Source organism: Tropicimonas sp. IMCC6043, assembly GCF_004146235.1.
GTDB lineage: Bacteria > Pseudomonadota > Alphaproteobacteria > Rhodobacterales > Rhodobacteraceae > Tropicimonas.
In genome coordinates, this window is the sequence record NZ_SELO01000003.1 from 208,350 (window position 1) to 229,292 (window position 20,943).

The following is a 20,943-nucleotide window of genomic DNA, read 5'->3' on the forward strand; positions in this document are numbered from 1 at the left end:
GTCAGGTCTCCAGAAGTCGTTCGAAGGCGGCGTTGCGGGCGGCAGCGGCCTCGGAAATGCGGTCGATCCGGCGATGCCGACGGCGGGACAGGCGGTCTATCCTGTCCCGGTAGATCGCGAAGGCAGCGTCGAGCGCCTCCGGCGCGGGTCCGCCCGGCCGGTTGCGCAGGGCGACGAAGGTCTCGGGCGCGGTGGCCCGTTCGAATGCTTCGGCGGTGAGCGCCGTGTCGCGCCCGGTCTCGTCCCGGAACGCGGCCGCGAAGGCGGCATATCCCTGCCCCAGGGACGTCCTCTGCCGGATGACGGCCGCGGCGGTGCGGGAGGCGACCTCATGCGCCTGGCGGAAGCTCAGCCCGTCATCCCGCACCAGCGTATCGGCCAGTTCGGTGATCGTGATGCAGGCGGCCTCTGTCGTCGCCCGCACCCGGTCGGCGTTGATCGAACAGGCGGGCAGCATCGCCGACAGGAGCTCCAGCACCCGCCCGCCGCTCTCGAACGCGGCATATCCGGCCTGCTGAACCTCGCCCTCGCTGTCGTTCATGTCGGTGAAGGGCGTGTTGTGCATCGTGTTCACGACCATGTCGCAGCGGCCGACGGTGACGCTCGAGAGGTGCCGCATATGCTCGATCGGCACCGGGTTGCGCTTCTGCGGCATGATCGAGGAGACCTGCACGAGGCTGTTGGGCACGTAGAGCTGGCCCACTTCGAAGGCAGACCAGAACTGCATGTCCTGGATGAGGCGTCCGAGATGCAGGAAGACCAGCTTGATCGCGGAATAGAGGCCGGTCACGTAATCCACCGCTGCGATGCAGCCATAGGAGTTCAGGAGAGGACCGTCGAAGCCCAGAAGTTCCGCCACGCGCGGCCTATCGATCGGGAAGCCCGACGTGGTGATGGCGGCCGCCCCCATGGGACAGTGGCCGAGCGCGTCGATGGCAGCATCGAGCCGCTCCGCGTCGCGCAGCAGCGCCTCCACCGCAGCGCCGAGATAGTGCCCGAAGGTCGACGGTTGCGCCGGCTGACCATGGGTATAGGCGACGATCAGGGTGGATTTCTCGGCCGCGGCCTTGTCTGCGAGCGCCGTGGCAAGGTGCAGGACCTGCGCCATCATCGCGTCGGCATGGTCGCGCAGTGCCATCTTGAAGAGCGTGTGATCCATGTCGTTGCGGGACCGCGCAGTGTGCAGTGCGCCGCCGAGGTCGCCAAGCCGCCTGCGCAGCTCCGCCTCGACGAGGAAGAAATAGTCCTCGAACTCGCCGGTGTAGCTCAGCGCCGAGATGTCCACCTCGGCGTCGATATCGCGGAGCGCGCCGGCGATCCTGCGCGCATCGGCCGCCGTCAGGATCCCGGTCTCGTCGAGCATCAGCAGATGCGCCCGGTTGATCGCCCCCATATGGGCCGCGTAGTGCCGCTTGACCCCCTCGAAGAGCGGCGCAAGCACGGTGTCGCGATAGGTCGGGTCGGGAAAGGTCGATGTGTCGGTCATCCCTTGAGCCCCGCCATGACCACGCCGCGGATGATGAATCTCTGGAAGATGAGGAAGACGATCAGAGTCGGGATGGTGGAGATCGCGGCCCCCGTCATGATGAGCTCCCAGGCCACGTCCGCCTCGTCCCCGAAGGAGGAGAGTCCCACCGGGAGCGTGTACATCTCGACCGAGTTGGTCACGATCAGTGGCCAGATGAAGGCCGTCCAGTTGCCGAGGAAGACGAAGATCGCGAGCGCCGCCAGCGCCGGCCGGACGAGCGGCATTGCGACGGTCCACCAGATCTGAAGCTCGTTCAGCCCGTCGATCCGGGCCGCCTCGATGAAATCGTCCGGCACGGTCTCGAAGAACTGCTTCATCAGGAAGGTGCCGAAGGCCGTCATCAGGCCCGGGAACATGATGCCCCAGTAGGTGTCCAGCCAGCCGAACTGCTGGCTCATCAGATACCAGGGAATGACCAGCATCTCGGTCGGGATCATCAGCGTCGACAGGATCGCGATGAAGACGAGGTACCGGCCGGGGAAGCGGAACTTGCAGAGGGTATATCCGACAAGGCTGTCGAAGAACACGCTGCAGACCGTGGTGATCACGGCGATGATGATCGAGTTGAGGAACCACCAGTAGAACCGGCCGTCCTCGAGGACATAGGTATAGTTCTCGAGCGTCGGCTCTTCGGGAATGAAATTCAGGTTGTAGACCTCGTGCGGCCATTTCAGCGAGGTCGAGATCATGAAGGCGATCGGCATCACCATCAGGATGCCGCCGGCAAACAGCAGCAGGAAGCGGAGGACCTGGCCCATGTTGCGCGGCGGACGCGAGGGGCCGCTCTTAAGCAGAACCTCGGATGAGGGCTTGATCCGGGTGTCGTCGATGGCGGCCATCAGCGATCTCTCAGGATGCGCAGCTGCAAAAGGCTCACCGCGAGAAGGATAAGGAACAGCACCACCGTCTGCGCCGCCGCATAGCCCATATCGAACGAGCTGAACGCGGTTTCGTAGATCATCAGCACCAGAGGCTTGGTCGAGTTCAGCGGGCCGCCGGGATTCTGCGTCGTCATGTTGTAGACGTGGTCGAAGATCCGCAGGAACCCGATCGACGAAAACACCACGATGAAGACGATCGTCGGCTTGAGCAGCGGCAGGGTGATTTCCCACAGCACGGTCCAGGACGAGACGCCGTCGATCCGGGCCGCTTCATAATAGCTCCTGGGGATCGCCCGCAGGCCGGCCATGAAGATGATGATCTGGAACCCCAGCCCCGCCCAGACGGCCGGCGCCAGGATCGAGGGCAGCGCGTTGGTGGTCGAATTGAGGAAGTTGATCTGCGCGATTCCGAGCGAGGCGAGGAAGTTGTTGAAGAGCCCGATCGGCACCGGCTGGTAGAACCAGCGCCATACCCAGGCCATCGCCACCGCGGAGGTCATGAACGGCAGGAAGTAGAGCATCCTGAGAAAACCGTGCAGGAACCGCGTCTTGTCGAGGTGATAGGCGATCACGAAGGAGATCACGAGGCTGATCGGCGTGCCCAGCAGCAGGTAGACGAACGTGTTCCTGAAGACCTTCCAGAAGACCGGATCGGCGAAGAGCTTCTCGTAATTTTCGAGGCCGGTCCATGTCCGCGCACCGAGCAGGTTCCAGTCCTGAAAGCTGATCAGGATGGCATTGCCCGTGGGGTAGAAACGGATGATTCCGTAAAACAGGACAGGAATGGCCAGAAAGGCCCAGGCCCAGGCAATCTGTTTCTGCCGGATCGTAAGATCGCGATAAAGCTTCATCGGTCGTCCTGTCGGGCAAGCCCCGGCCCGAGGGCCGGGGCACCGTATCGCGTCAATCGTTGTAGTATTCGTCGAGCAGCTTCTGCTCGGCTTCGGCGGCGACCGCGAGGCTGTCGGCGGCGGACATGCCTTGCAGCTGCATCCGCTCGACCGCTTCGACCATCAGCTGCCGTTGAGCGCTCTCGTCGACGAACTTGGTGGTGTGGGCATATTCGAGCCCGCGGATGAACGGCCCGAAGACCGGATCGTTCGCATTGGCCTCGGTCATCCCGACAGACGGCTTGGCCGGAAGCTCGCCCACGACGTCGAGCCAGATCTGCATCGCCTCGTCCGACGTGATATATTCCATGAACTTGACTGCGGCGTCGTATTTCTCGCCCTCGGCCTTCGTGGTGATCGCGTTCACCCAGTAGGAGGAGTAGTTGGACTCCGTCCCGTCGGGGCCGGCGGGCAGTTCCACCACGCCCCATTTCAGACCGCGAATATCGGCAAGCGCCCCGATGCGGAAGGAGCCGTCGATATGCAGCGCGGCCCGCCCCGCCTTGAAGGCCGCCTGTGGCTCGTCCATGAACCCGATCGCGGTGACCGGCGTGTCGCCCATGAAGAGGTCCGCGTAAAACTCAAGCGCGGCGATTCCGGCATCGTTGTTGTAGTTCACGGTGCGATAGTCATCGAGATAAGGCTCGCCGCCGAACTGACGGACCAGAACCTCGCGCCACCAGTGGTGGTCCTGCGCCGTCATCCCGGCCGTGAGACCGACCTGGGTGATGTTACCCGCGCCATCCCGCTTGGTCGTCGCTTCGGCGACGCTCACCAGCTCTTCCAGATTTGTCGGCGGCTCGACGCCCGCCTCGTCGAGAAGCCGCTCGTTGTAGAAGAGCGCCAGCGAGCGCACCGCGGTCGGCAGCGCCCAATACTGGTCGCCGTCCTTCATCGCCTGGACCATCGGGAAGAATTGCTCGTCGATCTCCGCGGCCGGGAAGACATCCGCCGGCAGCGGCTGGATGAGTTCGGCCTGCACGTAGTCGTTCAGCCACCCGTAAAAGAGCTGCACGACGTCCGGCCCCTCGCCCGCGGGAATCGCGGCAGCGACCTTGGTGCGGTAATCGGCATAGGGGAAATGGGTCATCTTGACCGTGATATCCGGGTTGGCCGCCTGGAAATTCTCGATCAGCTGTTCCATCGCGGTGACGCGCGCATCAAAGAAATACTGCCAGTATTCGATCTCGACCGCGTTCGCAGCGGACCCCACGAGCGCCGCGACGCTCGTAGCGGAAGCAAGAGCTAGCGCTCTCATTCTGCTGAGTTTCATGATTGGTCTCCCCGGTTTTTGTCGTCGGCCTTCGCCGATCCATTTGCGGCATACCGCATCGTTCATGCGATTAACTCAACTGTATTGAGCTTTAATGTCAAGTTCGCTACGTCGAAAACATGATCTCGATGACCGACATCGTCGTGGGCGCCAATGCCGAGCGCTCCCGCAACCACAACCGGCAGGTCGTGCTCGGCCGCATCCGGGCTGCGGGCCAGATCGGACGTGCGGAGATCGCCCGTGCCTCGGGCCTGTCGATCCAGGCCGTCTCCAACATCATCGCGAACCTTTTGGAAGACGGGCTGATCGTCGAAATGGGCCGCCGCTCCGCAGGTCGCGGACAGCCACCCGTGCAATATGCGATCCATGCCCAGGGCGGCTTTGCGCTCGGCGTCGAGATCCGGCCGGATGCCGTGTTCGCCGCTGTGCTCGACCTCTGCGGCAGCACGATCTGCGCCGAACGAACCCCCCTGCCGGCGACGGACCGTGCAACCATCACCCGCTCTGTCGTCGGGCTGTGTGACCGGGTTCTCACCGAATCGGCGACGCCGCGGGAGCGGGTTCTGGGTGCAGGCGTCGTGATGCCCGGCCCGTTCGGCATAACCGGCATCAAGGGCAGCGGCTCCGAGCTCCTGCCCTGGGACGACACCGCGCCCGACGCCTGGTTTGCGGAGGCGCTCGGCGTGCCCGTCGTGGTCGAAAACGACGCGAACGCCGCCGCCATCGCGGAACGGATCGCCGGCGTCGCGCAGGGGCTCGATACCTATGCGTTCCTCTATTTCGGCACCGGGCTCGGCCTCGGCTCGGTGCACAAGGGGCGCCTGATTGCCGGGGCTTTCGGAAACGCCGGCGAAATCGGCCATATCCCGGTCCCCGCTGCCGGCAGGTCGGTGCCGCTCGAGAGCCTGGTCAGCCGCTTGTCCGTCCGGCGCACGCTGCACGATGCCGGGATCGACGTATCGAGCGGCGACGAAATCACCCGGCTCTACGAGGAGCGCAACCCGGTGCTGCTGGCCTGGCTCGAAGCCGCGATCGAGCCCCTGTCCGCCGCGGTGACGATCGTCGAGAACCTGTTCGACCCGGAGACGGTGATCCTCGGCGGCGCGATGCCGGACGCGATCCTCGACCATCTTTTGGCCTCGGTGCGCCTGCCGACACGGTCCGTGTCGCTGCGGGCGCGCAGATCCCGGCCGCGCCTGATGCGCGGTGCTTCCGGGCGGATGACGGCCACGCTCGGCGCCGCCGCCCTCGTGCTCAACCAGGCTTTCACCCCACAGATCGCCGCCCAGACCCAGACATAGGAAACCCAATGCCCACACCGGATCAGACCCGCATCGAGCTGGATCGCGCGCGCCCGCGGATCCTTGAGTTGTGGTGGGCACTCCGCCCTCTCACCTCGGTAATCCGCTTCATGCAATCGGGCGCCCATCCCGATGACGAGATGTCGGGCATGTTGGCGGCGCTGGCCTTCCGGGACGGCGTGAACCTGTCCTATGCCTGTTCGACGCGTGGCGAAGGCGGCCAGAACGACATCGGCACCGAGGCCGGGGCCGACCTGGGCGCCCTCCGGACCCGGGAAATGGAGCGTGCCTGCGATATTCTCGGCATGCGCATGTATTGGCTTTCGGAGAACCCGGAAGATCCGATCACCGATTTCGGCTTTTCCAAGAGCGGCGTCGAAACCCTTGGCAAATGGGGGCACACCCGGACGCTGGCAAGATTCGTCGAGATCGTCCGGACGGAGCGGCCCGATATCCTCTGCCCGACCTTTCTCGACGTGCCGGGTCAGCATGGCCACCATCGCGCCATGACTCAGGCCGCGCATGAGGTCATGGCCGCCGCCGCCGATCCCGGCTTCCCGTCGAACCTGCCGCCCTGGCAGGTCCGGAAGCTCTACCTGCCGGCGAAATCCGGTGCCGGTCAGGCCTATGACGATTCCGAGCCGCCACCGCCCGCGACCCTGGTGGTCGACGGATCCGGCCACGATCCGATGAGCGGATGGGCATGGGACCGGCTCGGGCAGCAATCCCGCGCCTTCCACCGGACCCAGGGCATGGGGCGCTGGATCGGACTTGCGGGCTCGGGCGACTGGCCGCTGCACCTCGCCAAGAGCCATGTCGAGGGGCCCGACACCGCGCTGGCCTCCGGGCTTCCCGCAACCGTCGGCGACCTGGCCGGACTGCCGGGCGCCGGCCCAATCGCGGACGCGCTGGCCACGGCGCAGGCCTCGATCGACGCGGCCATCACGGGCTTTCCCTATTATTCGGCCGTCGCGGCGGCGGCGCTGCGGGCACTCGAGGCAATCCGCAGCGCGCGCGCGGGCTGTCCGGAGGAGGCGCAGGACGAGTTCTTGCACCGCCTGGACGCCAAGGAGGTACAGCTCGGCCATGTGATCCGCCTCGCGCTCGGCGTCGAGGCGCAGGGCCGGTCCGGCGAGGCATTCCTGCTGCCGGGTCAGACCACCCCGTTCACCGTCGAGCTTGAAAAAGGCCGGGCGGATACGGTCGACCTGGACTGCGTGCTGCCGGAGGGTTGGTCCGTCTCGGACGGGATGCTGTCGATCCCGGCGGACGCCCGGCCCAGTGATCCCTATCGCAGCGCCTATGATCCCGCCGCGCCAACGGCCCCGGCACTGCGGCTGAGGATCTCGGCGGGCGGACACCGGGTGGAGACCCGGCTCCCGTTCGACATGGAGCCCATCATCCTGCCTGAGCGCGTGGTGTCGGTCTCGCCGGAGGCGGCGCTGGTCAACCTGTCCGGGACGGACCGCTCGCTCACCGTGACGTTTCGGAATCTCCGCCCGGCCGACGCATCCTTGGACATCGCGATGCCGCCGGACTGGTCCGTGGCGTTTGAGGACGGGTCGGCGCGCCTCACCCTGCCCGACGACGTGGCGACCGGGATGTATCACCTGCCGGTTCGCCTTGACGGGCGGGACGCGTCGGATCTGCGCCGGATCGAGCATGCCCATGTGGCGCCGACGGCCCGCGCCCGTCCGGCGGGCATTCGGCTGCGGGTTCTCGATGTCGCGGTGCCGGATGTGCGGGTCGGCTATATCGGCGCCGGAAACGATCGGGTCGACCATTGGCTCTCGGCGCTCGGCGCGGATGTCACGGCCATCGGCGACGAGGAGTTGCAAAGCGACAGCGCGCTGGCCGGGTTCGGAACCATCGTCATCGGCATCTTCGCCATGCGGTTCCGGCCCGGACTGGTCGAGGCGATGCCGCGCCTGCACCGCTGGGTGGAGGCCGGCGGGACATTGGTCACGCTGTATCACCGCCCCTGGGACAACTGGGACCCGGACGTCATTCCGCCGCGCCGACTCGAGATCGGCCAGCCGTCGCTTCGATGGCGTGTCACCGACGAGACGGCCGGGGTCCGTCACCTCGCCGATCACCCCGTCCTGCAAACGCCCAACCGGATCGGCCCGGAGGACTGGAAGGGATGGGTCAAGGAGCGCGGCCTCTACTTTGCCAAGAGCTGGGACGAAAGTTACGTGCCGCTCCTTGAGATGGCGGATGCCGACGAAGCGCCACATCGCGGGGCGCTGCTGGTCGCCGATATCGGCAAGGGGCGGCATGTCCACACCTCCCTGATCCTGCATCACCAGATGGAGAACCTCGTACCCGGCGCCTTCCGCCTGATGGCGAATCTCATCGCGCCGCGGAAATGACCGACACCCCCATACGCGACAACCTGCGTGGCGGGGCGTGGCTTCTGGCGGATCTGTCCCTCAACATCTGGGCGCTGTCGATCGTGAAGTGGCTCGGCGCGGACTACGCCTCCTCGCAGGTCGTCTTCCTGCGGGCGCTTGTCGGGCTGGTCCTGATCCTGCCGATGGCCTGGCGCCGGCGGGCGGCGTTCCGCGGCCTGCCCGACCTCGACCTGCACCTGCTCCGCGTCGGCTTTGCGGTGGTTACCCTGACCGCGAGCTTCTTCGCGATTCCGCGTGTGCCGATGGCAACCTTTACTGCGATCGGCTTCACCCGCCCGCTCATCACCATGGTCCTGGCCGCGCTCCTGCTCGGGGAAGTGATCGGGCGCCGGCGCTGGATCGCCGCCGGCGTGGCGTTCTTCGGCATCGTGATCGCGGTGAACCCGAGTGAGGTCCCCTGGAGCTGGGGCCTGGCCGCGATGGTGGTCGTCGTGCTGTCGGGATCCGCCGCCATCATCGCGACCCGGCGGCTCCGGGATGCGCCGGTGATCGTGATGATGGCGTTCTATACGGCCGGTCTGACCGTCTTTTCGGCACCCTTCACCCTCTGGAACTGGACGCCGATCCAGCACGGTCACCTGCTGCCGTTGATCCTGATCGGGTGTTTCGCTCAGACGGCGCAGGCCTGCTTCCTCAGGGCCCACTATCATGGCGCCGCCGGTTTCCTCTCCGTCCTGAGCTATCTCAGCCTCGTGTTCTCGGTCGGCGTCGGCTTTGTCGTGTTCGGCGAACGGCCCGGCCCGGCCTTCGCGCTCGGCGCATCGCTTGTCGTCGGCGCTGCGCTCTGGGTGACGGCGGACCCGCGCGGCGTCCGTCGATAGATCCGCGGACCCGATGCTCAGGAAATCAGCAGCATCACCGCTGGCGGCAGCAGAAACCCGGACAGCGCTATGGAGACCCCCATTGGGAACTCGGCCCGCGGCCGGAGGGACCGCCACGCACTCTCGGGCGTTCCGATGACGGCCCGGAGCGACAGGACCATCGTCATACCCGCGAACATCGAGGCCGAGAATGTGAAGGCATAGATTGTGAGCGTGGCACTGGGCAAAAACAGCATCAGCGCCGAGACCGCCTTCACGTCGCCGCCGCTCCAGAGGCCGAGGGCAAACCCGGCGAGGCCAAGCACATAAACCGCGACCGCGGCGGCAAGCCGCCATCCGATTTCCGGCGCCGGCAACAGGAAAGGCGCGGTCAGGACGAAGACCGCGACCATGGAGAGCACGAGCCAGTTGGGAATCCTGAGGCGCCGCAGGTCCCCGAGAGCCATCGCCGCAAGCAAGGGGGCGACGAGAAGAAGTGGCAGGAACGCCGCGAGTTCAGGCGACATAGGCGTCGCCCTCCCGCCGCAAGCCATGCCTCGGGGTTGTGCTGAGAAGCTTGTGGATCAGCTCCGGCTGCGAGGCGCTGTCCGTCTTGGCATAGATATTGCGCAGATGGGTGCGCAGGGTCGCCATGGTGATTGACAGCTCTTCCAGAACCGCCTGATTGTTCAAACCGCGGCTCAGAAGAACGCAGACGCGGTATTCCGCGCGGCTGAGCCGGCACGGATTCTCCATCGACAGGATCGCGCCCGAAACCGGCGACGGCGGGAGCTTCCGACGCCGCGACAGCATGGAATCCGAGAACATCCCGGGGGAACGCCCCTTCCAGCACCGCGCCAATACCGGCCCCATGTATTCGAGATACTCCAGGAGGGTGGCCGAAACCGGCTGCGTGAAGTGCAGTTCGAGGAAGTCGCCCGAACCGTTGTCCTTCTGGAGCGGTATCACGACCGTTTCGGCGAGCCTACGGTGCCGGAAGAGGCTGGCCAGTCGCTCACGGGTCTCGATATCCGCCAGAGTTGCACGCCAGACCGTTCCGGCCTTCGCCGTGTCGATACTCGCGCCGCAGACGCCACGGGCGAACGACACCTCGAAGGGGCCGGCGTCCTCGGACACCGGTCGACGCGATTCATGGCAGAAGACCTTGGCGACGTCATGCGACGCGGTAAGATCGACGCGACAGATCGCGGTCACGTTGCTCCCGATCAGGTTTCCCATTCGTCGCAGGGCCTCGACAAGGGCCACGGACCCCTGAGACGCCTGGCTCAGGACGGCCACGATTTCGAACAAGCGCGAGACGGAATTGGAGTCAAAACGGGCGGCATCCGCCCTCCGGTAGGCAATACTCATATTATCAAATACGGATCCAAACGGACCCGCGTCCTCGAAATAATGCCCCCACCGATCGGCATTAATCTATCGTTAAACTATACCCGTTTGAGTTGTGTCGGTCAAAAAAAACCGGGGAATTCAATCTAAAAAGACCGATTCCCCGGGGACTCCTGTCGGATGGAGGGGCGGGACGGTTTCCTGCCGGCAACAGTCCCGCTTCCCGTCGGCACATCTTGCCCGTTTGCGAAACGCCTATCCGCCGAAGCTCTGGAAATAGCGAATCATCGACGGGCCGGCCGTCACGATCATCAACGTCGGAAGCATCAGCGCAGCGAGCACCGCGGACATCTTGACCGGCAGCTTGTTGGCCATTTCCTGAGCCTTGGTCTCGCGGTATTCGCGCATCTCTGTGGCATAGGTCGTCAGGGCCTCGGACATGCTCGTGCCGAACCGCATCGACTGCTGCACCACGGAAGAGAAGGACTGGACCGTTTCCACGCCGGTGCGCCGTGCCATCTCGGACAGCGCCTGATCGCGCGGACGGCCCGCCTGGATCACGTGCTGGGTGCTGAGGAACTCGAAGGCAAGGTCGGGAGAGACGTGGACCAGTTCATTGCCCACGCGGGTCATCGCCGCGTCAAATCCGAGCCCGGCCTCGACCGAGACCTGCAGCAGGTCGAGCGCGTTGGGGAACGCCTCGCTGATCCGGAGCTGGCGCTCCTTCTGGCGATGGTTGAGCCAGGCCGCGGGCAGGAAATACCCGATGCCGGCCAGGACACCCACCACCTGAACGGCCTTGGCCTGGCTCAGCGGCGCAAAGATCTCGGCAATGACGCCCGGAACCGGCGTTCCCGGAACCTTGGACGCAATTGTCAGCGCCGCCACGCTGAACGGAAGGAAGAGGCCGAGCCAGACGCGCGCGAGCGTGTAGTAGCGCAGCGCGTTGGGGCCGGTCAGTCCTGCCTGGAGCAGTTTCTCCTCGATCTTCTGCCGCTCCGATGCCTTGCCCGGGAGCGCCGCCTTAAAGAGTCCTTTCGGCGTCTGGACGGTGTCTCGTAGCAGGCCCCGGTCGCGCCGCGAGGCCGTTTTCAGGCCGCGCAACTCGGCCATGCGTGCCGCCGCGGGGTTTTTCTGCGTCAGTGCCGAAGTGACAGAGACGAAGAGCAGCAGGACGCCGAGCCCGAGGCCCGCCATGAGCAGCGTTTCGGCGGAAAGACCGGAGCGCAGGGACAGGGTTTCCAGAAATCGTTCCATGGGACCACCTCAGACGCGGAAGTTGACGAGTTTGTGGAGCACGACGATGTTTGCCACCATCATGAACACCACCAGGATCGCGAGCTTGACGAAGGTAGGATCGTCGCTCAGGTCGGTGTAGTAGCCGGGCGCGTTGAGCGACATCATCCCGACGATGATCAGCGGAATGATCGACAGCAGCACACCAGACAGGCGCCCCTCGGACGAGATCGCCTTGATCCGGTTGCGCAGTGAGATCCGGCTCCGCACGACCTTGGCCAGGACCAGGACGATCCGTGCGAGGTCACCCCCGGTCCCGTGCTGGATCGCGATGCTCGCGGCCAGGTACTGCGCATCCTCTGTGCCAACGCGATCGGCAAAATCCTGCACCGCATCAGGAAGTTCGTCGCCGAAGTTGATCTGATCGAAGATCAGGCCGAACTCGGTGCCGATCGGATCGGGCATCTGGTCGGCCACGGTGCCGATCGAGACGTTGAGCGGATGGCCGATCTTGAGCGCACGCGCCATCAGCTCCAGCGCATCGGGCAGTTGCGCGGTGAGCATCTTGCTGCGCTTGTCACGCCGGGCCTTCACCGTGAGCACCGGCAGGACGAGGCCGAGCGTCAGGGCGATCGGCAGCGCCTGCCAGAGCGGGAGGAGAACCGCGGAAACGGCGGCGATCGCGACGACCCCGAGCGCGGAATATGTCAGGAAGCTCTGCGGCGAGATGGTCATGCCCGCCTGGGACAGCATCTTGGGCAGATTGCCGAGAAGCGGCAGGCGCCCGACGAGACCGCCCTTCGTATCGGGCCGCAGCAGGGCCAGGATTTCGTCCTCCGACGCGCCCGCTCGGATCATGCGCAGGCGGCGGTTGCGCGCCGAGGCAGACGCCTCGCCGCGGCCGATCAACTGGCCGAGACCGGTGATCAGGAGGAAGATGCCGACGAACATGCCGGCCAGCAGCATGTGGTCGAGGAACTCGGATGCAGGAAGGGAAGTCATGGCTCAGTCCTTTGCTGCACGAAAGGTTTCCGGATCGAGGTCGACGCCCGCCGCCATCAGCTGTTCGGCGCATCTCGGGCGGATCCCGGTGGGCACGAAGCGCCCCAGGACCTCGCCGCTCTCCGAACGTCCCTGTTTCTGGAACACGAAGATGTCCTGCATGGTGATGACCTGCCCCTCCATGCCGGTGATCTCGGAGATGCTCATCACACGGCGCGTGCCGTCGGCCAGACGGGACAGGTGGACGACGAATTGCAGACCCGAGGCGATCTGGGCACGGATCGCCGAGACCGGGAATTCGATCCCCATCATGGTGACCATCTGTTCCAGGCGTCCGAGGGCGTCGCGGGCGGAGTTGGCGTGGACGGTCGTCATCGAACCGTCATGGCCGGTGTTCATCGCCTGCAACATGTCGAAGGTCTCCGCGCCGCGGACCTCGCCGACGATGATCCGGTCGGGCCGCATCCGGAGCGCATTGCGCACCAGGTCCCGCTGCGCGACCGCCCCGGTGCCGGACGGCGACGGCGGGCGGGTTTCGAGACGCACGACGTGCTCCTGCTGGAGCTGAAGTTCGGCCGCGTCCTCGATCGTCACGACGCGCTCGCTGTGGTCGATGAAGGACGACATGGCGTTGAGCATCGTGGTCTTGCCAGAGCCCGTGCCGCCCGCGATGAGGATGTTAAGGCGTGCATAGACAAGCGCACGCAGGAAATCGGAGGCATGCGAATTGAGCGCGCCGGTGTCGACCAGCTTCTGCATCGTCAGCGGCGAGGCCGAGAATTTCCGGATCGAGACCGAGGGGCCGTCGATCGCGCAGGGCCGGATGATCGCGTTCACGCGGCTGCCATCCTCGAGACGCGCATCGACCCAGGGCTGGCTCTCGTCAACGCGGCGGCCCATCTTGCTGACGATCTTGTCGATCACGCGCAGCAGGTGCTTCTCGTCGCGGAACCGGACCGGAACGCGCTCGAGCAGGCCGTAGCGCTCGACATAGACAGTCCTGTAGCCGTTGACGAGGATGTCGTTGATAGTGGGATCGGCAAGCAGCGGCTCGAGCGGGCCGAAGCCGAGGATCTCGTCCAGAAGCTCGTCGACAATCCGGTTGAAATCATCGCCATTGAGGGGCTTGCCCGCGTCGCCCAGGGCCGTGCTGACAACACCTGCAACTTCGCGGCGCAGCGCGTCGCGCTCGACCTTCTCGATCACCGAGAGGTTCAGCCGCTCGAGCAGCGCTTCATGCAGGGTGCTCTTGAGCTCCAGCCACTCGGCGAGCTGGGGATCTTCCGCGGAATGCTGGGATTGAAGCTCCTTGACCGTGGCCACCTTGGCGTGATCGGTGAGATGGATCACATTGGGCTGTGCGGCCGGCATAGACCGGCTGAATTTATCAAACATTTCAATAATCTCCGGTTTATGCGGCTTTGTGAGCGTGGCCGAGCGCCACGGATTGCGTTTCCTGCATGATCTTGCGTCCAAGGTGACGGATGGCCTTGGAGAGGCCGGACCCGCGGGCGGCCTGGGACAGGAGCTGGCCGCGGTCGAGCGCGATCCGAGCGTTGTGAGGATCATGCGGAAGCCAGTGACGCAGCTTGCGCCCGAGCAGTTTCTCGGCCTCGGCATAATGTGCGGCACCGAAAATCTTCTTCTTCTCGTGGCTGACGACGATCTCGACCGGCAGTTCGAGCCGCTCCTGAGAGAAGAAATCGATCAGGCGGTAGGCCTGGCGGATCGACGGCACGGTGCTGTCTGTCACCATGAGCATGCGGTCGCAGCTCGACACGATGGCGCCGAGCCAGTCGACCAGGGTCCGGGGCAGATCGAGCACCACATAGTCGAATTCCTGCCGCAGCGTCTCGATGAGGGTCGCGATCTGTTCGCGGCTGAAGGCGTCGAGCGGCATGAACTCGTCCGGCGCGGTCAGAACCTCGAGGCCCGACGCATGCTTCACGAGGCACTGTTCCAGGAATGTGCGGTCGGGCCTGACCCTGTCGCGGGCCATCTTGAAGAGGCCGGCGGACGGCGCGAGGTCGAGCTCGGTCGCGATCGTGCCGAACTGGATGTCGAGATCAACCACGGCGACGCGATTGCGGTTGCGCTTCCGGAACGTTCCCGTCCGGCCCTGCAACTGATCCGCCAGGTTGACGGCCAGCGTCGAGGCGCCGATTCCGCCGCGCACCGGGCAGACGCCGATAACCTGGCCAAGACGCCGCGTTCCCGGCTGGGAATAGAGCGTCGGCAGCATGGAACGGGGCGTCGCGAGGCGCTGGATCTGCTCGGCAAGCTCGTCGCGGCCGATGGGGAAGGGAAGGATCTCGTCGACGCCGGATTTCTTCAGTGCACGCATCTCCGAAAGCGAAATGTCGCGGTCCGACAGCGCCATGAGCGTGCCCGAGGCGCTGACCTGCCGCCGCATCTGGGAGACCAGGTCGGTATCGGCGTCATCCGAAAGGCGGAAGATCAGGAGATCATGATCGTTGAGGAACTGGGCCGCGGCCCCGTTGACCGAGGACAATGTCCCGGTGCGCACCTCCAGCGACATGTCGCCCAGGTGATCGATGGCCTTGCCGACGGCCGTTTTCATCGCGTCGTCATCGGCAATCAGGACGACAGATCTGACTTCGGTCATGGTCATAACTCCTTTTGCTTTGCCGCTCAGCCGCTGGAACCGCTGGCGAGGTCTTCACCCGGCAAGGTTGCGCTGAAATCGGAGAAGATCTTGAAATTGGTTGTTACGGTGGTGAGAGCGTCGCTCTCGGCCGTGGCACCGTTCGCCGCCAGGGCCGCAAGCGCCCCGAGCGGAGAAACGAAGCGGAACGGAAGTTCCTCGATCGTGACAGTCACCATCGGCACGAACGGCCCGCCAAGGAAATTCATGTCGGGGTCGAACTCGTAGGAAAAGGTCAGGTTGCTCTTGTCGAAATCTGCGGTCGGATCGTTCGGCACAGCGAATTGCAGCATGGTCCAGATCTCGTCGACCGTGGCCCGGGCGTCCGCATCGGCCGCCGCGTTTCCCGCACAAGGGGGAATTTTCGGATCGAGGCAGACCCCGGATGCATAGGCGCAATTGGTGCCGAAACGCGGGCCGGAAACATCCGTGTAGCTGCCGCGGGGATTGGTGTCGCTGTGATCGTCGAGGAAGGCGACGAGCGCGTCGCAGGCCGGCGGACGCACCGCCGCGATGCGCGCGGCGAGTTGCACCGCCTTCTCGGTGGCCGAGAAATGGAAGGCCAGCCGGCCGAAATCGATCAGGCCAAGGAAGATCAGGAGGAAGATCGGCAGGACGATGGCGAGTTCCACGATCGTTGCGCCGTCCTCGTGACGACCGAACCGGGCGAGCAGCGCCCGCGGAGAGGAGATGCGATAGGTCATGGTCCGAACACCCGGCTGCGGTCGGTCACCGTCGTTTCGATCTGGGCCATGTCCGACCCGCCAACCAGCTGGAAGAACGGCGCGAAGGGCAGTTCGGTGATCGTGAGTTTCGCCGAGACGACGGCCACCGCCACGCGGTTCCCGCCCCGATACTCGCCGGGCTCACCGACGCAGACTGTGTCGAGCGTATCGAGGCCGACTTCGATCTTTGGGGTCGAGAGCGCCGTCAGCGAGTCGGACACGAAGGTCGTGTAGTCGGAGATCGACTTGCTCGACCCCGCTCCGCAAAGATCAGACGGCGCGATCCGACCGAGGTGGCGCGTGGTGTCGCGGACGCCGGTGATCGCGTTCTGGTAGGACCAGAAGAGCCGCCCCCCTTCCGCGATCAGCGCGAAGACCGCGAGGGTCAGCGGAAGGAGGATGGCGAACTCGACGAGGACGGCGCCGGAGTCCGCCCGCAGGAAGCGGCGGGCCGTTTGGCGGATATGTCGGGAAATCATGGTCATCGGTTCACCTGTAGAGTTGCACGACGTCATGGAGGATTCCGCCCACGCCACCGCTTTCGGGGCCGCTCTCGATCGTGCGGATCACCTCTCCGTAGATGATGGCGTTGGCGCCGGTTCCGTCCGATTCCGAGGGACGGATCAGGAACATCTCGACGAATTTCGACACCGGAATGACTCCGGACCCGCCGTTGAGCTCGCTCTCGTAGCTGGCGCAGTCGATCCCGGCCGCGACGATCACCCGGCGATTGGGATTGGCCTTTGCCGCCGTGGAGGGCGCCTGGCATCCCGGAAGGCTGCTTTCGGCCTTGCCCAGGGTGGTCAGGCGGGCCTGCAGGTCCGACTGGTTGGCGATCTCGGCCTTGTAGATGTCGTAGCGCGTGCCGTCGGTCGGGAACCAGTCGGGGACGGTGGCAGGTGTCGCGCTGGCGGCGTCGACCCCGTAATTCACGGTCAGGTAGTCCTGAAGCCCGTCGCTGAAATCGCCGTCTCCGATCCGGTCTTGGGGGCACGTGCCGCTCTCGAAGCAATCGTCCAAGGGGAGCCCGACAGTCGCTGTCGGATCGATGATGGTCGCGGTCGGATCGTCGGGGTCGACGGTCTCGTAGGGCGGAGATTGCACGCTGGTGCAATTGCTGCCGTTGGCCTCGGTGATCCAGCCGTCCAGAACGTTCGGCGCGGCGGCAAAGTTGTCCACGTCGAATTTGCTGTCATTCTGATACTGCTTGGAGGAAGCGTTGTAGCGGTCAAAGCGCGTGTTGAAGCCCGCGATCATGTTGCCGACGCTCAGGCCCGGCTTGGTCTCGACGCCTTTCTGGCTGAAGCACTTGGACACGGATCTGGACGCGGCCAGGGCACAGGAATCTTCCTGTCCCGGAGGGGCCGACGCGCAGGCGCCGTCTTCGTCGATTCCGAGGATGTCGTCTGCCGCGAGGAAGCCGAAATTGCCCGCACCCCACTGTTCGGTGCCGCCGCCCTGGCTGACCATCTTGATCATCTGGCCTTCGGTGACGTCCAGCCCGGGCTGCGGCAGGCAGAAGAACATCGGCGTGATGTCGCAGGCGGAGAGGGTGAAGCCGGCGACCGCCTCGGCCTTGACGGAGGCGAACCGATAGGGATCTCCGGTGAGCGTCGCGACAGCGGCCGCCAGCGGCGTGTCGATCTCGTGGGTTGCCACGACCACCCGCACATAGGTCGCTTTCAGAGCACTGACCGGAGCGGACGCATCGAGCAACTCGCCGGGTTGGCCAGGCTCGATGGCCGGATTGCCCGGGTCCTCGTAGAAGAAGAGCTGGTAATCGGTGTTGCCGGACAGGGTGTTGTCCTTGTTGCGGGTTCCGAAGGTCTGCCAGTCGCTGATCATGCTGGCCGCAGCGTTGGTGGCGCGGGTGATCGAGTCGGCGTGACCGTCAAGCTCGCCGGCGGCGGCGAGCGCCACGTTGTCGGCGTAGCTCTGAAGCTCGCTCTGCGTGACCGTGACACGTCCGAAATCGAAGGCGAGAGCCGCCATTCCCAGCATCGCCGCGAGGGCGACCGCCACGAAGACCAGGATCGCGCCGTCTTCGGAGCGGCGGAAGGCGTCTATGGCATTTGCTGGGGTCATGGTCGGGCTCTCCACGGCCGGGATCAGTTGATCACGGCTTCGGTCATGTCCGTTCCGCGGCGGACGCGGATCACGGACTTGCGCACCTCTTCGACCGTCTCCGGATCGGGGTCCTGGAGCAGGTCGTGGAGCCGGGTCATCTCGAGCGTCCGGTCCTCGGTGTCCTCGATGGAACGCAGGGTGAGGCTGAGGCGGCCGGCGCGTTGCGCCAGGGCAAGGCGCTGGCCCTGATCCGGCGTGACTTCGACGGTCACCGTGCGTGCGACGCTCGGGCTGTCGGTCTGTTCGTCGGCTTCCTGGTCCACGCCGATCACACGGATGTTCTGCAGGATGGTGATCGCGCGCATGTTCTCTTTCGCGCCCTCGGTCATCACGATGTCGACCCGGTCGCCCGGTGTCACGAAGCCGCCGACAGCGGTTTCTGCATCGACTTCGATCGCCATGGCACGGTTGTTCGCGCCGATCGTCTGAACGATCGTAACTTTCTCACCAAAATCGGAAATCTTGGTCGTCAGCAGCAGTTCGCCCTGCGCGATCGGCCGGCGGGCGCGTCGCGGAGGCTGGTTGCTTGCGGCAAGAAGCTCTTCGTAGTCGGTATAGACCCCGGCGGGCAGCGCGGCGCGCGGCCACTCGATCGCGGTCAGCGTGCCCGGTTCGATCGCCTCGCCAAAGGAGATGTCGCGGGCCGCCACGATGACACCGACGGTTTCGCTTTCGGCAGATGCTTCTGCGGTGGCGGGCTCGAACCGGATGTAGTCCCGGGCGAGATAGACGGATCCCCCGGCCACGGCGAGCCCCGTCAGAGCGGTGATCAAGGCGGAAAGTCTCATGTCAGTGTCCTTTCGCGTTTGCAGGGAGATGTCGGCTCGGGCCGACGCGACGGATTGAAATCCGGTGGGAGGAGGCGGCGGCCGGAGCCGCCGCTTTCCCGGGTTGGTCGAGGGCGTGACGCCCTCGGCGCCAGTTACATGATCGCTTCGGCAGCGGTGAACGAGTTGAACACGTCGGTGGCAAGGTTGCCGAGCACGAGCGCGCCGACGCCGGTCACGATGATCAGCGCAACGCCGTATTCCACGATGGTCGCGCCACGCTCGTCACGGTTCAGGCGGTTCACGATTTCAAAAAGCTTCCACATATCGTTACTCCTTAGGTTTTAAGTCTTGCCGCGGGAAATTGCGGCTTTGGTGGTGGGTCCTGCCGCAGTAATTCTGCGGCGCTGCAAGCCCCCTCATCGTGAGAGCTTGCGCCCAAATTACGCCCCACGACGAACCGCGCGCATCGTTCAAAGGGGGGAAGAATACACGCATAGGTTGAAAGTCTTCCCACTTCGGCAAGATTTCTGCCTGAATCTCGCCACATTCCCGGATGATTCGACTCGCTGCGGCGGCTTCGGACCGCCGGATGGGCGTTCACCACAGGGGGGCCGATATTGGAAAGGCGCCCTGCCCCGCTCAGCTGGACAAGTTCGGACAAGTCGGGGGCTGGAACTGAAGGTCTCGCGAGCCTGGCCGTCGCGCGCACACGGGAGCGAAATCCCGTTATCCCGCAAAACGCCAACGTGATTTTCCCCGTGCAGCGCTATATGGTCACTTCTGGCTGGCTGCCCGTTGTCCCCTGTCTGGAGTATTCATGTTTCGGCAAATCCTGCTCTCTGCCCTGCTGATTGCAGGGACGCTCGCGCTGTGGATCGCCTATGTACCGGCGGCGATGCCGATTCTGGACCGTCTGGGTGTTCTTTCCGTGCTCGGACTGGAGGCTCCCGAAGGCCGCGCGGACGGCGGTGGCCGCTCCTTCGGTCGTGGCGGACCGGCGCTTGTGGTGGTCAAGCCCGCCGAACTGGGAAAGATCCGCGACAGCGTCGTGGCGATCGGCGACGGGCGTGCGCTCCATACCGTCACCGTCCGCGCCAAGGTGACCGGCCAGATCGTGGAACTCGGCTTCGAAGATGGTGGCCGGGTCGAACAGGGCGACATGCTGGTGCGGCTCGATGACGAAGCCGAGCGGATCGCGCTGGAGCGCGCATCGCTCGTGCTTGAGGATGCGCGTGACGAAGCGGAGCGTGTGACGCAGCTCGAGACCACCGGTGCCGTCACGGTGACGCGGCGGCGCGAGGCCGACCTCGCCCTGCGCACGGCGGAACTGGAGCTTCGCCAGGCCGAGTTCGACTTTGCCGAGCGCGTGATCCGGGCGCCGATATCCGGCTGGCTGGGCGTGATCGACATCTCGGTGGGAGACCGCGTGTCGAGCGGCGACAGCCTGGTCACGCTGACAGACCGCTCGAAGATCCTGATCGACTTCCATCTTCCCGAGCGCGTGGTCGGACGCGTGACGCCCGGCATGCCGCTTCTCGCGCGCCCGCTCGCCCTGCCGGGGCTGGAGCTCAGCGGCGAGATCCACGCGGTCGACAACATCGTCGACAGCGCCAGCCGCACCCTGCGGGTGCAGGGGCGCCTCGACAACGAGGGCGACCGGCTTCGCGGCGGCATGGCTTTCGAGGTGGAGCTGGGCTTTGCCGGCGAGACCCTGCCGAAGGTGGATCCGCTGGCAGTGCAGTGGTCGAATGACGGCGCCTATGTCTGGGTCGTGCGCGAGGGCAAGGCCGGCCGGGTGCCTGTGCAGATCCGGCAGCGCAATGTCGACGGGGTGCTGGTCGGGGCCGAGCTCTCGCCCGGCGACCAGGTGGTGACCGAGGGGGTGCAGAGCCTGCGGCCCGGCGCCGAGGTCGAGATCGTCGAGCCACAGGCGGCGCTCGACGGCCCGCTTCGCGTTGGTCGGGCGTAGGGGGGACAGGCG

19 protein-coding genes are annotated in these 20,943 nt (G+C 65.3%); 4 read left to right on the top strand and 15 right to left on the bottom strand.

Features of this window, described 5'->3' with window-relative positions:
- Position 1: 1 nt before the first annotated feature.
- From argH to EU800_RS05320, 4 genes are read right to left on the bottom strand one after another with little or no spacing between them, the layout of a single operon-like run.
- Positions 2 to 1,486: an argininosuccinate lyase gene (gene argH, locus EU800_RS05305; RefSeq protein WP_129629298.1), complete on the bottom strand. Its 1,485-nt coding sequence runs from the start codon at positions 1,484 to 1,486 to the stop codon at positions 2 to 4.
- Positions 1,483 to 2,367, bottom strand: coding sequence for a carbohydrate ABC transporter permease (locus EU800_RS05310; protein ID WP_129629300.1), 885 nt, complete (start codon positions 2,365 to 2,367; stop codon positions 1,483 to 1,485). The genes argH and EU800_RS05310 overlap by 4 nt, the downstream gene beginning before the upstream one ends.
- Entirely contained in the window at positions 2,367 to 3,260 is an 894-nt protein-coding gene (locus tag EU800_RS05315) for a carbohydrate ABC transporter permease (RefSeq protein ID WP_129629302.1), read from the bottom strand. The genes EU800_RS05310 and EU800_RS05315 overlap by 1 nt, the downstream gene beginning before the upstream one ends.
- A 52-nt stretch (positions 3,261 to 3,312) precedes the next feature.
- Positions 3,313 to 4,572 carry an extracellular solute-binding protein gene (locus EU800_RS05320; protein WP_129629304.1) on the bottom strand — a complete coding sequence of 420 codons (1,260 nt, stop codon included), beginning with the start codon at positions 4,570 to 4,572 and terminating at the stop codon, positions 3,313 to 3,315.
- Positions 4,573 to 4,700: 128 nt separating this feature from the next.
- Here EU800_RS05320 and EU800_RS05325 point away from each other — a divergent pair, with 128 nt between their 5' ends.
- The 3 genes from EU800_RS05325 to EU800_RS05335 are packed head-to-tail and all read left to right on the top strand — an operon-like array spanning position 4,701 to position 9,108.
- Entirely contained in the window at positions 4,701 to 5,873 is a 1,173-nt protein-coding gene (locus EU800_RS05325) for an ROK family transcriptional regulator (protein WP_207209854.1), read from the top strand.
- Positions 5,874 to 5,881: 8 nt separating this feature from the next.
- The gene (locus EU800_RS05330) at positions 5,882 to 8,245 is read left to right on the top strand and encodes a PIG-L family deacetylase (protein ID WP_129629308.1); all 2,364 of its coding nucleotides are present in this window, start codon (positions 5,882 to 5,884) and stop codon (positions 8,243 to 8,245) included.
- Positions 8,242 to 9,108 (top strand): DMT family transporter, encoded by an 867-nt coding sequence (locus EU800_RS05335; RefSeq protein WP_129629310.1) that lies wholly within the window; start codon positions 8,242 to 8,244, stop codon positions 9,106 to 9,108. Before EU800_RS05330 ends, EU800_RS05335 begins: the two co-directional genes overlap by 4 nt.
- Positions 9,109 to 9,125: 17 nt before the next feature.
- Here the strand turns inward: EU800_RS05335 and EU800_RS05340 are convergent, their stop codons facing one another.
- From EU800_RS05340 to EU800_RS05390, 11 genes are all read right to left on the bottom strand, one after another.
- Positions 9,126 to 9,614, bottom strand: a complete 489-nt coding sequence (locus EU800_RS05340; protein WP_165354563.1) for a prepilin peptidase — start codon at positions 9,612 to 9,614, stop codon at positions 9,126 to 9,128.
- Entirely contained in the window at positions 9,604 to 10,458 is an 855-nt protein-coding gene (locus EU800_RS05345) for a helix-turn-helix transcriptional regulator (RefSeq protein WP_129629315.1), read from the bottom strand. The genes EU800_RS05340 and EU800_RS05345 overlap by 11 nt, the downstream gene beginning before the upstream one ends.
- Positions 10,459 to 10,692: 234 nt before the next feature.
- Positions 10,693 to 11,694 (bottom strand): type II secretion system F family protein, encoded by a 1,002-nt coding sequence (locus EU800_RS05350; protein WP_129629317.1) that lies wholly within the window; start codon positions 11,692 to 11,694, stop codon positions 10,693 to 10,695.
- 9 nt (positions 11,695 to 11,703) lie between these two features.
- Positions 11,704 to 12,675 (bottom strand): type II secretion system F family protein, encoded by a 972-nt coding sequence (locus EU800_RS05355; protein WP_129629319.1) that lies wholly within the window; start codon positions 12,673 to 12,675, stop codon positions 11,704 to 11,706.
- 3 nt (positions 12,676 to 12,678) lie between these two features.
- The gene (locus EU800_RS05360; RefSeq protein WP_129629321.1) at positions 12,679 to 14,070 is read right to left on the bottom strand and encodes a CpaF family protein; all 1,392 of its coding nucleotides are present in this window, start codon (positions 14,068 to 14,070) and stop codon (positions 12,679 to 12,681) included.
- Between the two features lie 16 nt (positions 14,071 to 14,086).
- Complete coding sequence (locus EU800_RS05365; protein WP_165354564.1) at positions 14,087 to 15,301, bottom strand: AAA family ATPase; 1,215 nt, start codon at positions 15,299 to 15,301, stop codon at positions 14,087 to 14,089.
- 26 nt (positions 15,302 to 15,327) lie between these two features.
- The gene (locus tag EU800_RS05370) at positions 15,328 to 16,044 is read right to left on the bottom strand and encodes a TadE/TadG family type IV pilus assembly protein (protein WP_129629325.1); all 717 of its coding nucleotides are present in this window, start codon (positions 16,042 to 16,044) and stop codon (positions 15,328 to 15,330) included.
- Positions 16,041 to 16,550, bottom strand: a complete 510-nt coding sequence (locus EU800_RS05375) for a TadE/TadG family type IV pilus assembly protein (RefSeq protein WP_165354565.1) — start codon at positions 16,548 to 16,550, stop codon at positions 16,041 to 16,043. Before EU800_RS05375 ends, EU800_RS05370 begins: the two co-directional genes overlap by 4 nt.
- Positions 16,551 to 16,554: 4 nt before the next feature.
- On the bottom strand, positions 16,555 to 18,150 hold the full coding sequence (locus EU800_RS05380) for a pilus assembly protein TadG-related protein (protein WP_129629329.1): 1,596 nt from the start codon (positions 18,148 to 18,150) through the stop codon (positions 16,555 to 16,557).
- Between the two features lie 23 nt (positions 18,151 to 18,173).
- Positions 18,174 to 18,980, bottom strand: coding sequence for a Flp pilus assembly protein CpaB (gene cpaB, locus EU800_RS05385; protein WP_129629331.1), 807 nt, complete (start codon positions 18,978 to 18,980; stop codon positions 18,174 to 18,176).
- Positions 18,981 to 19,114: 134 nt separating this feature from the next.
- Positions 19,115 to 19,285, bottom strand: coding sequence for a Flp family type IVb pilin (locus EU800_RS05390; RefSeq protein ID WP_129629333.1), 171 nt, complete (start codon positions 19,283 to 19,285; stop codon positions 19,115 to 19,117).
- Positions 19,286 to 19,779: 494 nt separating this feature from the next.
- Here EU800_RS05390 and EU800_RS05395 point away from each other — a divergent pair, with 494 nt between their 5' ends.
- Positions 19,780 to 20,931 (top strand): efflux RND transporter periplasmic adaptor subunit, encoded by a 1,152-nt coding sequence (locus tag EU800_RS05395; protein WP_129629335.1) that lies wholly within the window; start codon positions 19,780 to 19,782, stop codon positions 20,929 to 20,931.
- Positions 20,932 to 20,943: the final 12 nt, after the last annotated feature.